Source organism: Tenacibaculum sp. MAR_2010_89 (assembly GCF_900105985.1).
In the GTDB taxonomy this organism is placed as follows: domain Bacteria; phylum Bacteroidota; class Bacteroidia; order Flavobacteriales; family Flavobacteriaceae; genus Polaribacter; species Polaribacter halocynthiae.
Genome location: NZ_FNUB01000005.1, coordinates 1392501 through 1407428, shown reverse-complemented (window position 1 = coordinate 1407428; position 14928 = coordinate 1392501). Strand labels below are relative to the sequence as shown.

Sequence of the window (14928 nt, the reverse complement as noted above, 5' to 3'; positions counted from 1 at the left end):
TTATTCTTAATTAAATTTTTCGACTTTTTCTTCTACTAGCTCCCATTCTTCCATTAGTGTATCAACTTTAGCTTTTTTTGCTTTATATTTTTCAAAAAAATTAGGCCTTGAAGATACTTCATCATAATTCTCAGCTAACTCTAAATCAATTTTTTCAATTTCACTTTCCAAATCAGCTATTTGATTTTCAATGTTACCGAGTTTATTTTTTAGTTTTTTGAGTTCTTTTTCTTCCTCTCTAGATAATTTATAGGCCTCCTTTTTAGAAGTATCTTTAGTCTCTTTTATAACCGTTTTCTTTTCAGCTTCACGTAAACTTTCCATTTTATGTTGCTCTAAGAAATAATCAATATCGCCTAAATATTCTTTAATCTCTCTATCTTTAAACCCATAAACTGTTGTTGTTAAGCCTTGTAAAAAATCACGATCATGCGATACTATAATTAATGTTCCATTAAACTCAGCAAGAGCTTTTTTTAATACATTTTTAGAGGCAATATCTAAGTGATTCGTAGGCTCATCCATTATTAACACATTAAAAGGTGATAATAATAATTTACATAAAGCCAAACGATTCCTTTCTCCTCCAGATAGTACTTTTGCTTTCTTATCTGCAGCATCACCTCCAAATAAAAACGACCCTAGCATATCCCTTACTCGCATTCTATTAGAATCAGTTGCAGCATCTTCCATTATTTCCAAAACTGTTTTTTCTGGTGGTAAATGTTCTGATTGATTTTGAGCAAAATATCCTACTTGAACGTTATGACCTAGTTTTAAATTTCCTTCAAATGGAATTTCACCAACCATCATTTTTGCTAATGTTGATTTTCCTTGCCCATTTTGACCTACAAAAGCTATTTTACTATTACGTTCAATTAATAAGTCAACATTTTCTAAAACGTGCTTATCACCATAACTTTTATATAAATTTTCAGCCTCTACAATTATTTTACCAGGTTCTTTAGATATACTAAAACGAACATTCATTGCTGCATTATCTTCTCCATCAACCTCAATACGCTGAACTTTGTCAAGCTGTTTCATTAACGATTGTGCCATAGATGCCTTACTTGCTTTGGCCTTAAACTTGTCAATTAACTGCTGCTTAGCTTTTATTTCTTTGTCTTGATTTTTCTGAGCTTGTAGTTGTTTTTCTTTTATTTCTGCTCTTAACTCTAAGAATTGAGAATATGGTTTTTTATAATCGTATATCTGACCTAAAGAAATTTCTATAGTTCTATTAGTTACATTATCTAAAAACATTTTATCATGCGATACTAATACAATAGCTCCTTGGTAATTTTTTAAGAAATTTTCTAACCAAATAATTGACTCAATATCAAGGTGATTTGTTGGTTCATCCAGTAACAAGATATCATTATTTTGTAATAATAACTTTGCTAGTTCAATACGCATACGCCATCCCCCAGAAAAAGTATCAGTTAACTTATTAAAATCTTCACGTTGAAAACCTAATCCTTGTAATATTTTTTCTGTATCACCTTGGTAGTTGTAACCTCCTAAGAGTTCATATCTTTCAGTTTTTTCGTTTAAATCAATTATCAATTGATTATAACCTTCACTTTCATAATCAGTTCTTTCTACTAATTGCTGATTTATTTCATCTAATTGAAGTTCAATTTCTTTAATTTCAGTAAAAGCCTGGTATGCTTCTTCTAAAATAGTTCTTCCCTTAACAAAGTCGATATCTTGACGTAAAAAACCTATACGTACCTCCTTATCAAAGGCCATAGTACCTCCACTGCTTTCTATATCTTTTGATAATACTTTTAATAAAGTAGATTTTCCTGCTCCATTTTTTCCTATCAACCCTATTCTATCTCCTTTATTTAATTTAAAAGTGATTCCAGAAAATAAATCAGTTCCCATAAAAGAAACTGTTAAATTATGTACGTTTAACATATATATTTTAACTTATTACAGTAACTTTGTAACTCTTGTTACTTAATGTTTTTTTGTTTTTGTTGAAATTTGTACAAACTTACAAAAACGAAATAGTTATTTAAGCTTATACCCCTAAGATTATGTTTGGAAAAGGCAGTAAATTATATAGTATATTCAAAAGTAAATGCCCTCAATGCCATGAAGGTGATTTTTTTAAATACAGAATTTCAATAAATCCTAAAAAGATTACAAAATTACATGATAATTGCCCTAATTGTAATTTAAAATACATGATGGAACCCTCTTTTTTCTTTGGGGCAATGTATATTAACTATGGTATCGCAGTAGCTTTATTTGTAGCTATTTTTATTATTGCTAAACTATTTTTTGGTCTCTCAATTTTACAAAGTTTTATTGCCATAATTATAGTATCTTTTTTACTTACACCTTTTAGTTTACGTTTATCAAGAATTATTTGGATAAACTTATTTGTTAAGTATAACAAGATAAAATAGTATCATAAAAGAGACTTTTTACTATTTACAATTATTCATTTTTTTACTATATTTGGGTATAGGGTCCCTCGCTTTTGATTTAATTGTATTTTTTAAATTAAAAATCCCCATTTGAAACAATATCTTTATTTTATACCTATTTTAATTATCTATTCTTTTTTTTATCAAAAAAAGAGATCAGATAAGAAAATCAATTCTTTTAAAACTGCTCAAGTTCAACTAAGAAATTTCGATAGTTTAATTAAACTATCGAAATCAAAAAAAGAATTTGATTTAATGGTTGATTACTCTGAAAAATATATTGAGTTAGCTATAAAAAGTAAAGAATATAAAAAAGCTATTAGCCGTGGTATCAAAGTAATTTATTATATAAACACTCATTTCGGGCAAAGAGAACGTGCTTTTAAACTACTAAATAAAATTGAAAAATTTAAAAATAAAATTGATGATAGCTTTTTAATTGGTGCCATTTATTTAAAAAAAGGTGGACTATATTTTAATGGGAAAAATTATACAAAAGCCATTGATAATTATACGATAGCTATTAATACATTTACTGATAAAGATTCTATTCATTCTGCTGATGCATATTTTTTCAGAGGTCAAGCTTATTACAACGGCCATAATTTCCTAAGCGCTCTTTCAAGTTATGAAAAAGCATTAGATTATTATACCTCCTTAAATGATGTTCATTATGCTTTTTACACAAAATCAGCAATGATTAATATACATGGAGCAAATGGATTTATTGATAAAGCTATACAAGAACGATTAAAACTTATAAATGAAAAAATTGAAACAGATTTCACTTTAGGTTTATCTAATGACTATCAAAATTTAGCTGCCGAATACAAAAAAAACAAGCAATACAAAAAACAAAAATTTTATCTTACAAAGGCTGTTGAAAAAGCAAAAAAAGAGAACGATGAGTTTAAAAACTTATCTTACATTTATTGTGATTTAGCTCAATATTATTTAGACAACAACAAAAATAACAAGGCTAAAACATATTATGAGCTGGCTACCAAACTAATAAAAACTTCAGATAATGATAACTATCATTATTATAAAAAATTAAGAAGCTACTACTTATATAAGAATAACAACTTAAAACAAGCACTTGTTGTTGCCAAACAAGTACTATTTGATGCAAAGAAACAACATCACACACAAGATGTTATCGATGCTGAAAAACTTTTATATAAAATATTTAAAGCACAAAGTAATTTTGGAGAGGCTCTGAAACATTATGATTCTTATAATTACATCAAAGATTCTATTTTCAACATAGAGAAACTAAATATTCTTTACTATTACCAAACGTTGCATGAAAAAAAGATAAATGACCAAAAAATACAACAACAAAAAAGTGATATTTTAATTCTTAAAAAAGAAAAAAAGAATAAGTATATATTACTTATTAGTCTTCTTGTTCTTAGCTTATCAATAATCACCTTAGTTTATTTCTTTTTAAATAGTAGATATTTAAAAAGAAAACAACGATTACAAAGACTATATTCTCAAAATTTATTATCTTATATAGATAATGAAAGAAAAAGAGTTTCTAAAGATTTACATGATAGTCTCGGTCAAAAACTACTACTAGTAAAAAATCAAGTTTTAATTAATAGTGATAAAAAAGGCTGTGAATTAGTTAATGAAGCTATCAATGAAATACGTATAATTTCTAAAAATCTTCAACCGAATCAAATAAAGCAAATTGGAATAACGAAATCTATTGAAGACTTGATCTATGAATTAGATTCTCATTATTCAACTATTTTAGTTTTTGGAGATATTGATAATATTGATCATCTATTAACTCCTAAACAGGAATTAAATTTATATAGAATAATTCAAGAATGCCTAAACAACATTATTAAACATTCAAAAGCTGATTCTGCTCAAGTTATGATTAATGAAACTCGTAAAAGAATATTTTTATCAGTAAAAGATAATGGCGTTGGTTTTAACTATTTTGAAAAATATCAAAAACCCAATAGTATTGGATTAAAAAACTTAAAGAATAGAGTGATTTTTTTAAAAGGGTTAATTAGAGTCAAGTCTATATTAAATAAAGGTACAACAATTGAAATTTCATTTCCTAAAATATGAAACCAACCATTTACATAGCTGATGATCACCCTATATTGATTAAAGGGTTGAAAGATTTATTAATTGAAAAAGAGTATAATATCATAGGTACAGGAAATGATGGGAAATCTGCACTTAATTTTATACTAAAAAACCAACCCTCTATAGCCATTTTAGATGTTGAAATGCCTAAGTTAACAGGTATAGAAGTAGCTAAAGAATGTTTAAAAAATAATGTAAGTTCAAAAATTATACTTATTACACTTCACAAAGAAGTTCAATTATATTTACAAGCAAAGAAATATAATATCTATGGATATATATTAAAAGAATTTGCACTTGAAGAAATTGAATTATGTATAAACTCTGTTTTAAATAATACTCCTTTTTTTAGTCAAAAAATTAAAGATCTTTTAAATTTTACTGAAGATGACAATAGTGTATTAAAAGATTTCACGTTAGCAGAGAGACGAATATTAAAGCTAATTTCGCAACATAAAACAAATAAGGAAATTGGTCATTTACTTTTTTTATCACCTAGAACTATTGAAAAATATAGAAGCAAAATTATTTTGAAGCTAGATTTAAGCCCTAAAACAGGGGCCTTACTTAACTGGACTCAAAAAAACAAGCACTTATTTACTTAAGCAAAAATGTTTTTGGGTATTAATACCCATCTCCGTATCAATAAAATTCGTTTATTTTGTTTAACAGAAAAGACCAAACACTGTAAGAATGTAATCTAATAAGGGAATTTATTCTTTTCTGGGGGGATTTGAATAATTTTACATCTTACTTAATACTACTTGTACAAAGCGATCTAGTTTTCATTAACTAGATCGTTTTTAATTAAACCTATTAATATCTACTTCTTTTTCTAATAACTCACCTTTTTCTAAATGTTTAAACAGCATGCTAGCCATTGTTGGACCTATCATAACACCTCGTGTTCCTAAGCCATTTAAAACAGCTAAATTTGAATATTTAGGATGCTTACCCAACAAAGGTCTTCTATCTTTAACTGTTGGTCTTATTCCAGCTGTATGATTAGTTACTTTATAGGGAACAGAAATTACATTTTTTAACTTCGCTTCAAGTTCTTCTCTACCCTCCTTAGTTGGAGTAGTTGTAGAATCTGTCCAATTAAATGTTGCACCAACTCTATAATAATCATTACCTAGTGGCATAACAAATACATTTGATTTTAATAAAAAGTCAATCTTTAATTCTGGTGAATGAATTGTAAGTATTTCTCCTTTTGACTCCTTTAAAGGTAAATCATTAAAAAAAGGATTCTTTGTTATTCCAAAACCTTCACAGAAAACAATTTTGGTAGATTTGATGTCTTTATATCTAAGAAATTCATCTTCTATAATTAACTCATCATAAATAAATTTTTCCTCATATATAGCACCACGTTTACGTAGATACTCTGTATAATTTAAAATAAGTTTATGGGTATCTATTCTCCCAGTTCCTTTTAATTCACCGAAACCAAAATCACCAATAACTCCTTCAATTTTTCCCTTTAAAATATCTGGTTGCATATAATTAGATAAAAATGGTTTATCTAATGCTACAAACCAATTATTTTCATCAGCAATTGAATTAAATACTTTCCTGGTTTTAAATTTAGAATCTATTTTAACATCTAATTTATTTTCTAATTCTTCATATTTAGGTAGCGCAAACTCAAGTTGATCATGACCATTCCAAACTGGTGTGAATCTTTTTAAAATAACAGGATTATAAACCCCACCAGCTACTTTTGAAGATGTTTGAGAACAGTCTTCATAAACTACAAAACTATAGTTATTTTTAGCTAATTCTTCAGCAAATGAAATTCCTGCTAAACCTAAACCAACTATAATATAATCAACCTCTTTAATCATAAAGCAAAGGTAATAATAAAGAATATTCAAATAAATAAAAAAGCGTTTGCATATACTGCAAACGCTTTTCTTAATTTATCTATTAGAAATATTAATAATTCCACATATCCATTTCTCTATCACGTATTCCTTCTTTTATTCTATTAGCCTCTAAAAGTTGAAATAATGAGTTTCCACGAACATAATCTTTAATCTCTCTATCGCCATATAAGTTTTCTTCCTTTACAATTGTAGCAGTAAACCTACGAGCGTTTAATAAGTTATCATATGATATTGGAGTAGCAGAGTTTAAAGGATTAAATACTTTTGATTTATGTAGTGTTTCTCTAGCATCAGGATAAAAAATCCAAAAAAGTTCATAAATATTATCCTTATCATCAATTTCATCACGTCCTAGAACTTGAACATCTGGTCCCATTGGAGCAATTCCTAATAAACGATACTTTAACTCTCCTTGTCGCTTATCAAAGTACCAAATACCTTTAACTAAATATCCTTTAACTTGTTCAGATTTGATTGTATATGGATCAATGTTACCATAACCATCGTCTCTTAAATCTTCTGTTTTCTCTTTAATTTCATCCATTCCTATTTTAGACGTAAAATAAGAGTCATCATAAACTTCTTTTATTTCACCATCTCTAATTCCTTTTAATAAAGAATCAAATAAAGAACGTCTTCCATTACCTGTACTTACTGTATCTATTGGATAATAGTAAGGTAAGTTTATTTTTTGATTTAAATCAATGTATTCCCATACCACTTTAGACCACAAAACATCTCTGTCTGTAATATGTCCATAAGGTAAGGGTTTATCATCTTCTGAAGCAATTTGAGCTTCTGATTTAAATCCTATTTCGCTTACCTTTTTAGAATTTAAAAGGTTTGCTTGTGCACTTGCATAACTTGTTACTACAAGTGTTAATGCAACCAAATAAAAACGCTTCCAATTCATACTCTTCTTGTTTTACTTATTAATTAGTAACTTCAATGCTAACATTTAGCACTTTCTTTATTTTATAATTAGATCCAGACACAGATGCTTCAATACCAAAAATGGTAATTACATCGTTTCTTCTTGCTCTTGAAAGAGCTTTTTTAGCTCTAGCATTTAAGCGTGTTCCAGAAACTGCAATTGTTGTTTGACCAGGAACTTTAATTTTAAAGCTAGATACATTTAGTTTTAAATCAAATAAGAAATCAGGTAATCCTGCTCCAACTGTAATATTTCTAACACTAGCTTTTGGCATTCTAACTGTACCATATTGATTTCTAACCATACCTACAGCTGGTGGAATATCCTTAATTCTAAACTTCTTATTAGAACTTACTTTACTTCCGTTAGGTAATGTTCCAGAAACTCTAATTGTAACTTCACCATTTCCTTTTGGTCTCATTACATAACTATTCCCTTTTACTCTTTTTAATCCTGGAGCAGAAGCTACAACTTTGTTACCTGCTACACCTGGAATAGATATAGTTAATGGATTTGACAATCCTTTATAAACTACATTCATTTTATCAGCAGAAATTACAGCTTCATTTGGTTTAGGTATAACAGAATAACCTCCTTTAATTGGAATAATAACTGTTGAATCTCCCTCTTTAAAGTGAAATTCACCTTTAAGTTCTTTATCTCCAACAGAACCAGCAGGCCCATCTAATATAACTTGACCAGCTTTAATTTTAGCCTCTTCTATATCTTTACCGTTAACTATTACTTTCTCAGCAGTTAAGTTAGGGTCATTTTTACCTAAAATTATTTTACCTGATAATTTTTCACCTGGATAATAAGCGTTTTTCTCAAAAACAACCATGGCTTCATAATTAGTCATAGAAACTGCTTTTGATAACTCACCTTGTAATAAAGCAGATAACGCATCAGACTCAGTTGTTTTAACATCAGATTGAATCTGTGTCATTTTAGTTAAAGAAGCAATTAAAGGAAAACCTTCATAATTATAACTTAACCAAGATTTTTTAACACCTTCTTTATCTTTAACATCATCAGTTTTAAAACGCTCAGAAACAACTTTTGCTAAGTCTCTTTCTCCTAAAACTTCTAACGCTTTTTCTTTAAACTCCTTAATTTTAGCAACATATTCTTTACCTTTTGCTGAAATTTTTCCATTAGCAAAGAAATATTGATCTAAAAATCCAGATTTATCCATTGATTCATAGGCTTTAGTATCCTCTAAATCACTAGTCATTTTTGTTTTTAACTCATCTATATAGTTAAACAATTCATCAGCCATAACACGTAATTTATCTGTGTCTTCTTTAGCTTTCCCATATTGTTTAGCTTGTTCTGATGCTTTTAAAGCTAAAGCCTCATATGAAGCTTGATTTGATTTAGTTGCCCTAGTATTAGACTCTGACAACTTCTCATTCATTAATCCAAAAGCTGATAAAACTTCTTTACTCATGTTCATTGCTAACATTGCAATAAAAACAAGGTACATCAAGTTTACCATCCTCTGCCTTGGTGACTGTTTTCCTCCTGCCATTCTATTAGTTTTTTTTAATTAATATATATTTTAGTTAATAAAACTAATATTACTTAGACATTGCAGATAACATTCCTCCATATACTCCATTTAATGAAGATAAGTTTGTTGCTAATGATTGCATTTGTTCTTGTAAACGTTGAGAGTTTTCTACCATTGCTGAATTTAAATCAGCTTGTTTGGTTGCGTTTTCAACTTGAACTGAATATGCTCCATTTAATGATTCTAACTTAGCAGCTGCCATAGACATTTGCTCGTTATATTGGTTAGTTGAAGAAACAGTTGCTGATGTAGCAGTTAAACCTTCTGCAGCACCTTGAAAGTTTTTAATACTATCGCCTAAACTTGAAATTAAGGTAGCATCTAACTTTGCTTCTTTTAAAATATTATCTAATTTTTGAGACAACATACTTTGAGCCTCTTCTGGTGATGCTTCATTGTTTTTGCCTAATGAAGAACCTCCTGCTAATTCTGGGTAAACTTTGGTCCAATCTAATTCATCTTCGATAGGTTCAAATGCAGATATTGCAAAAATAATAGCTTCTACTACTAACCCTGCAGTTAACATTACACCTCCTGTTAATGGGCCAATTTTAAAGTGCATGATTTTAAAAAGTGCTCCTAAAATTACTACAGAGGCTCCTAAACCATAGGCCATGTTAAATACTTTCTTACTCGATTTTGATTGTGCCATAATTTTACTTTTTTAAGGGAATTAATTTTAATTTTTATTTATACTTGTTACTTTTTTTTATTACTTACTTTTACTTGTACCTAAATAATCTTGTACAGTTCTAAATCCGATATAACTTCTTGCTGTATCTGCATACTCCCAATCTCTTGAACTTACTTCTAAGAAATATGCTACATCTTTCCACGAACCACCTCTAATTATTTTTCTTCTATTTTCTCTATTTTCTACATTAGGATTCATCGTTGACCCCATATAGTACGACATTTGATTATATGCTGTATTTGTCCATTCAGCAACGTTTCCTGCCATGTTATATAATCCGTATTCATTAGCGTTATAAGAAACAGCTTCAACTGTATATAAAGCTCCATCAGCTGCATAATCTCCACGAACTGGTTTAAAATTCGCTAAGAAACATCCTCTATCACTAGTGGTACTTGGTCCACCCCAAGGATATTTAGCATAATTAAGACCTCCACGAGCAGCATACTCCCATTCAGCTTCAGTTGGTAATCTAAAAGCAGGAACTAAACCTAACTTTTTCTTTGAACGTTGGAAGTTGTTTTTAGTTTGTGTTCTCCAGTGACAAAATGCTTTTGCTTGATTCCAGCTAACTCCAACTACTGGATAGTTTTCATATGCTTTATGTGCAAAATATTCTTGATGCATTGGATCATTGTATGAATAATTAAAATCTTTAATCCAAACTGTAGTATCAGGATAGATATTAATTTCTTCATTTTTCATGAATTCTTTTCTGTCTTTTCCAGATTTAGCTGCTTTTTCATTATCAAACCAATAATATCTGTAGTTTAATAATTTAGTTTTAAAAGTTCTAATACCGTTTAAAGCTTCTTCTTTTTTAATATATAATGAATCCATTACCTCTACGTAGTCAGCATCAGGAAATTCTTGTTGTTCCCAAATAAGATCTTCTTCCCAATTTAAAGGTTTTAAAGAATCTAAACCTTCACCTACTTCATAGTAATTTTCACGCATGTATTTCTCATATGGAGTTTCATTAACGGTATCTTTAGATGCAAAAGCATACAATTGAATACCTGCTGGTTTCTCTCCGTCAGCTCCTTCTTCTCCACTAGATGCAAATTCAGCTTGATACGCTAATTTTGTTCTAGTAACTGAATCTCTTACCCAGTAAACAAATTGCTTATACTCACTATTAGTAATTTCAGACTCATCCATATAAAAAGGCTGTACAGTCACAGTCTTAGTAGGAGCGTTCATAGCGCCTAAAGGATCTTCATCTTGTTTACCCATAGTAAATGAACCTCCTGGTATTTTAGCCATACCATAAGGTTTTTCAGCAAACCATTTTCTTTTTGATTTAACTCCTGTCAATTCTCCTCTGTCTCCGTTAGAACCACAGGCGTAAATGATAGATACTAATAATGCAAATACTGCTAATTTCTTCATACTTTATTCTTTCTTATAAAAAGAGGCGTAAACCTATTATTTTTTTTATTAAAAAACAATTACGAGTTATAAAAATTTATCTTTAAAAAGATAACTCTCTTTTACGTAAGCTTTTGCAATGCCTTAAACCATCTTTTTGGTATTTTATGATTTAATGCTTGCTCATAATCTCGATAGTTACATGGTATTAACGCATGTCTTTTATGTTTATTATTCGATATTAAATTTATTTCCATCCACCAACGACCACTTTTATCGCTTTTATAAAAATTTAATGGATCATCGTCATCTAAAACAACTGTATATCTTTCATAATTTTCTTTTGTTACATATGGGTAATCATTTGCTCTATGATTTACACCTTCAATGAAATACCAAATAGCTTGAGCTATAAGTCTTGCTGTTTGATTGTTAACATCTAAACTACTACTATATTCATAGACACCAAAAGAAGTAACTTTGTCACTTATTCCTGAGTATCTTGCTATTGCACACATGTCTTCACCATAAAATCCATTAGGCGAAGCATTAATAGCTCCAGGTGCGTCTCCTTGTCTAACACTTGCTATATCTAAACTAACGATATCAGCATCTCTTAAAATTGGCTCTACTAATGTAATATTTTTAACTTCTCCTAACCTAAATGTATCAAAATATAACTTATCTAACAATGCTATTTCTTCTTGCGAGTTGAAATAAGTTTGATATCCTATATTACTATAATTGAACAAATTACTTGGTTCATCCATTATAACCTTCCCTAAGAAAGATTTAGCTAATAATTCTTCATTATCTCCACCTAAATCAAACCTACTATCTATTGACACTAAGTTTACAGTTTGTTCAAGAGCATCATAAGCTCTATAATTTGCGTAGGTTACATCTTGACTTCCTCCAATTATTATTGGAATAATATCATCTTTAAGTAATGAAGTAATAACTGAAGATACGGCAAAATAAGTATCTTTAATTGTACTTCCTTGCTCAATGGTTCCTAAATCAGCAATTTTTGTGTGCCAATTACCAGAAAACAATTGATATAATTCTTTTCTGATATTATAAATACCTTCTAAACAATCGTATTGATCGGCTCCTCTTCCTTCCGAAACAGCAAGTATTGCTATTTTTACTTTAGAAAGGTCAGGAAATCCATTCTCTGAAGTATGAATACTAATATTCCCACCCAATGTCGAGGATGCCTGCGACATAACATGTGTAACAACAGAGTCACTTACCGGTGAAAAAAAATCGATATTCATCTATTTAAGGGGATTAAATAAGGAACCGCAATATAACAAAAAAACTATTCTCTTTTTAATTTACTTTATTTCTTTTTTTTAGCTTTTTTCTTTTTTGGTGTTTTAGCTTCTACCATTTTCACAGCTTCCTCTTGAGTTAACTTTTCTATTTCTGTAGTTTTTGGCAGTTCAATTTTAATTTTACCTTTAATAACATTAAAACGTCCCCAACGTGCTTTCTCTACACGAATACCAACTTCTTCAAAATTATGAATTAACTTTTCTCGCTCTTTTCTTTTTTTATCTTCAATTAATTCTTCTAAATCTTCTTGTGTAAGATTATCAAAATCATATTTTTTATTTACATTAATGAAAATTGAATTCCATTTAATAAACGGTCCAAAACGACCAACTCCTTTTTGAATTGGAAGCTCTTCATAATGTCCTATAGGTGCATCAGCTTTTCTTTTAGCTTCAATTAACTCAATAGCTCTATCCATATCAACAGACATTGGATTTTCTCCTTTATCTAAAGATACGTATTTTCCATCAAACTTAATATAAGGCCCAAAACGACCATTTGCAACTATTACTTCTTTCTCTTCATAATCTCCAACAGTTTTAGGTAGCTTAAACAAATCCATTGCTTCTTCATAAGTCAAAGAACTTAGAGTTTGATCAGCCTGTAAACTTGCAAACTTCGGTTTTTCTTCATCAGTTGCTTCTCCTATCTGAACCATGGCGCCAAAGCGACCTAAACGAACATATACATTTTTACCACTATCAGGATCAACTCCTAATAAACGTTGTCCGCTAGCTCTTTCAGCGTTTTCAGCCACATCTTTTACATTAGGATGAAAATCTTTATAAAAATCTTTAATTATTGAAGTCCAATTTTCCTTTCCTTCTGCTATATCATCAAAATCACTTTCTACTTTTGCTGTAAAACCGTAATCTAATACTCTCTTGAAATTCTCTACCAAAAAGTCGTTAACAATATTCCCTATATCAGTTGGCATTATTTTCCCTTTATCTGCCCCTACCTTTTCTGATAGAACATTTTCAGAAATTTTTGCATTAGCTAGCATTAACTGAGTATACTTTCTTTCAACTCCTTCAGCTGTACCTTTTTCAACATACCCTCTTCTTTGAACTGTAGAAATAGTAGGTGCATACGTAGAAGGACGACCAATTCCTAATTCTTCTAACCTTTTCACTAAAGATGCTTCAGTAAACCTTGCTGGCGGACGGGTATACCTTTCTGTTGCTGAGATAAATTTATTAACTAAAGTTTCACTTACTTTCATTTTAGGAAGTGTTCCATCTTGCTCTTCATCTTCATTATCATTACCTTCTAAATATACTTTTAAAAAACCTTCAAAAGTTATTACTTCTCCATTAGCAGAAAAAACTTTATCATTTTTATCATTTTCTATTTTAACCGATGTTCTTTCTAATTGGGCATCACTCATTTGTGAAGCCAAAGTACGTTTCCATATTAAACCGTATAAACGATCTTGATCATATTCAACTGACACCTCATGACGAGTCATATCTGTAGGACGAATTGCCTCATGCGCTTCCTGAGCTCCTTTTGATTTAGTTGAATAATTTCTTGGTTTACTATATTCTTTACCGTAGTAATTAGATATTTCTTCTTCAGCTGCAGTTTTAGCATCATCCGATAAATTAACACTATCGGTTCTCATATATGTTATAAGTCCTGCTTCATATAATCGCTGAGCAACCATCATTGTTTTTGCAACTGGAAAACCTAATTTCCTAGATGCCTCTTGCTGTAAAGTTGATGTTGTAAAAGGAGCTGCTGGAGATTTTTTTGCTGGCTTCTTTTGTAAATCTTCAACGTTAAAATTTGCATCAGCACAAGAACTTAAAAACTCTTCTGCTTCTTTCTTCGTTGTAAAATTCTTAGCCAACTTTGCTTTAAAACTTTTTCCTTCTTCATTAGAAAACTCAGCATCTACTCTATATGACGCCTTAGCCTCAAAACCTTCAATAGTTCTTTCTTTTTCTACAATTAATCGTACAGCTACAGACTGAACCCTACCAGCTGACAATCCTGCTTTTACTTTTCTCCACAGAACAGGTGATAATTCATACCCTACTATTCTATCTAATACACGCCTTGCTTGTTGAGCGTCTACCAAATTATAATTTATAGTCCTTGGATTTTCTATTGCTTTTAAAATTGCTTTCTTAGTAATAGAGTTAAACACTATTCGTTTAGTGTCTTTATCCTTAAGTTTTAACTGCTCTGCCAAATGCCATGCAATAGCTTCTCCTTCACGATCCTCATCACTTGCTAGCCAAACAGTTTCTGCTTTTTTTGCTAAATCCTTTAGTTTTTTTACAACTGCTTTCTTATCAGTTGAAACAATATATTTTGGTTTAAAATCTCCTTCTACATTAACTCCTAATTCTTTCGAAGGTAAATCTGCTATATGTCCAAAACTAGATTCAACTTGAAAATCTTTCCCTAAAAACTTTTCTATAGTTTTTGCTTTTGCTGGTGACTCTACTATTACTAAATTCTTTGCCATACTTCTTACTCTTATCTAAATAATACCATAATATAATGATACCCTTTTTCAGTTTGCAAAAGTAGACACTTTTTTTTTATTAGCA

General features: G+C 29.7%; 11 protein-coding genes. 3 read left to right on the top strand and 8 right to left on the bottom strand.

Going from position 1 to position 14928, the window contains the following annotated elements; genetic code table 11:
* Positions 1–6 precede the first annotated feature (6 nt).
* On the bottom strand, positions 7–1926 hold the full coding sequence (locus BLV71_RS09720; protein WP_093870361.1) for an ABC-F family ATP-binding cassette domain-containing protein: 1920 nt from the start codon (positions 1924–1926) through the stop codon (positions 7–9).
* Positions 1927–2048: 122 nt separating this feature from the next.
* Here BLV71_RS09720 and BLV71_RS09715 point away from each other — a divergent pair, with 122 nt between their 5' ends.
* The 3 genes from BLV71_RS09715 to BLV71_RS09705 all read left to right on the top strand — a co-directional run bounded on the left by BLV71_RS09715 (position 2049) and on the right by BLV71_RS09705 (position 5164).
* Complete coding sequence (locus BLV71_RS09715) at positions 2049–2423, top strand: DUF983 domain-containing protein (RefSeq protein ID WP_093870360.1); 375 nt, start codon at positions 2049–2051, stop codon at positions 2421–2423.
* Between the two features lie 111 nt (positions 2424–2534).
* Positions 2535–4538, top strand: a complete 2004-nt coding sequence (locus BLV71_RS09710; RefSeq protein ID WP_093870359.1) for a tetratricopeptide repeat-containing sensor histidine kinase — start codon at positions 2535–2537, stop codon at positions 4536–4538.
* Complete coding sequence (locus BLV71_RS09705) at positions 4535–5164, top strand: response regulator transcription factor (protein ID WP_093870358.1); 630 nt, start codon at positions 4535–4537, stop codon at positions 5162–5164. Before BLV71_RS09710 ends, BLV71_RS09705 begins: the two co-directional genes overlap by 4 nt.
* Before the next feature lie 198 nt (positions 5165–5362).
* On the opposite strand, the gene BLV71_RS09700 is transcribed toward BLV71_RS09705, so the two are convergent.
* The 7 genes from BLV71_RS09700 to topA all read right to left on the bottom strand — a co-directional run bounded on the left by BLV71_RS09700 (position 5363) and on the right by topA (position 14843).
* Positions 5363–6409 carry an NAD(P)/FAD-dependent oxidoreductase gene (locus tag BLV71_RS09700; RefSeq protein ID WP_093870357.1) on the bottom strand — a complete coding sequence of 349 codons (1047 nt, stop codon included), beginning with the start codon at positions 6407–6409 and terminating at the stop codon, positions 5363–5365.
* A 91-nt stretch (positions 6410–6500) separates the two neighbouring features.
* On the bottom strand, positions 6501–7364 hold the full coding sequence (gene gldN / locus BLV71_RS09695; protein WP_093870356.1) for a type IX secretion system ring subunit PorN/GldN: 864 nt from the start codon (positions 7362–7364) through the stop codon (positions 6501–6503).
* Positions 7365–7383: 19 nt separating this feature from the next.
* Complete coding sequence (gene gldM, locus BLV71_RS09690; RefSeq protein WP_093870355.1) at positions 7384–8916, bottom strand: type IX secretion system motor protein PorM/GldM; 1533 nt, start codon at positions 8914–8916, stop codon at positions 7384–7386.
* A gap of 49 nt (positions 8917–8965) precedes the next feature.
* Entirely contained in the window at positions 8966–9610 is a 645-nt protein-coding gene (gene gldL, locus BLV71_RS09685; protein ID WP_093870354.1) for a type IX secretion system motor protein PorL/GldL, read from the bottom strand.
* A gap of 60 nt (positions 9611–9670) precedes the next feature.
* Positions 9671–11044, bottom strand: a complete 1374-nt coding sequence (gene gldK, locus BLV71_RS09680) for a T9SS ring complex lipoprotein PorK/GldK (protein ID WP_093870353.1) — start codon at positions 11042–11044, stop codon at positions 9671–9673.
* Positions 11045–11145: 101 nt separating this feature from the next.
* On the bottom strand, positions 11146–12303 hold the full coding sequence (locus BLV71_RS09675) for a formimidoylglutamase (protein WP_093870352.1): 1158 nt from the start codon (positions 12301–12303) through the stop codon (positions 11146–11148).
* Between the two features lie 65 nt (positions 12304–12368).
* The gene (gene topA / locus BLV71_RS09670) at positions 12369–14843 is read right to left on the bottom strand and encodes a type I DNA topoisomerase (protein WP_093870351.1); all 2475 of its coding nucleotides are present in this window, start codon (positions 14841–14843) and stop codon (positions 12369–12371) included.
* Positions 14844–14928 lie beyond the last annotated feature (85 nt).

What these genes read in the sequence shown, in the direction of transcription:
- BLV71_RS09720 (WP_093870361.1), bottom strand. Translation starts at nt 1,926, where the DNA reads ATGTTAAACGTACATAATTTAACAGTTTCTTTTATGGGAACTGATTTA.
- BLV71_RS09715 (WP_093870360.1), top strand. Translation starts at nt 2,049, where the DNA reads ATGTTTGGAAAAGGCAGTAAATTATATAGTATATTCAAAAGTAAATGC.
- BLV71_RS09705 (WP_093870358.1), top strand. Translation starts at nt 4,535, where the DNA reads ATGAAACCAACCATTTACATAGCTGATGATCACCCTATATTGATTAAA.
- BLV71_RS09700 (WP_093870357.1), bottom strand. Translation starts at nt 6,409, where the DNA reads ATGATTAAAGAGGTTGATTATATTATAGTTGGTTTAGGTTTAGCAGGA.
- gldN (WP_093870356.1), bottom strand. Translation starts at nt 7,364, where the DNA reads ATGAATTGGAAGCGTTTTTATTTGGTTGCATTAACACTTGTAGTAACA.
- gldM (WP_093870355.1), bottom strand. Translation starts at nt 8,916, where the DNA reads ATGGCAGGAGGAAAACAGTCACCAAGGCAGAGGATGGTAAACTTGATG.
- gldL (WP_093870354.1), bottom strand. Translation starts at nt 9,610, where the DNA reads ATGGCACAATCAAAATCGAGTAAGAAAGTATTTAACATGGCCTATGGT.
- gldK (WP_093870353.1), bottom strand. Translation starts at nt 11,044, where the DNA reads ATGAAGAAATTAGCAGTATTTGCATTATTAGTATCTATCATTTACGCC.
- BLV71_RS09675 (WP_093870352.1), bottom strand. Translation starts at nt 12,303, where the DNA reads ATGAATATCGATTTTTTTTCACCGGTAAGTGACTCTGTTGTTACACAT.
- topA (WP_093870351.1), bottom strand. Translation starts at nt 14,843, where the DNA reads ATGGCAAAGAATTTAGTAATAGTAGAGTCACCAGCAAAAGCAAAAACT.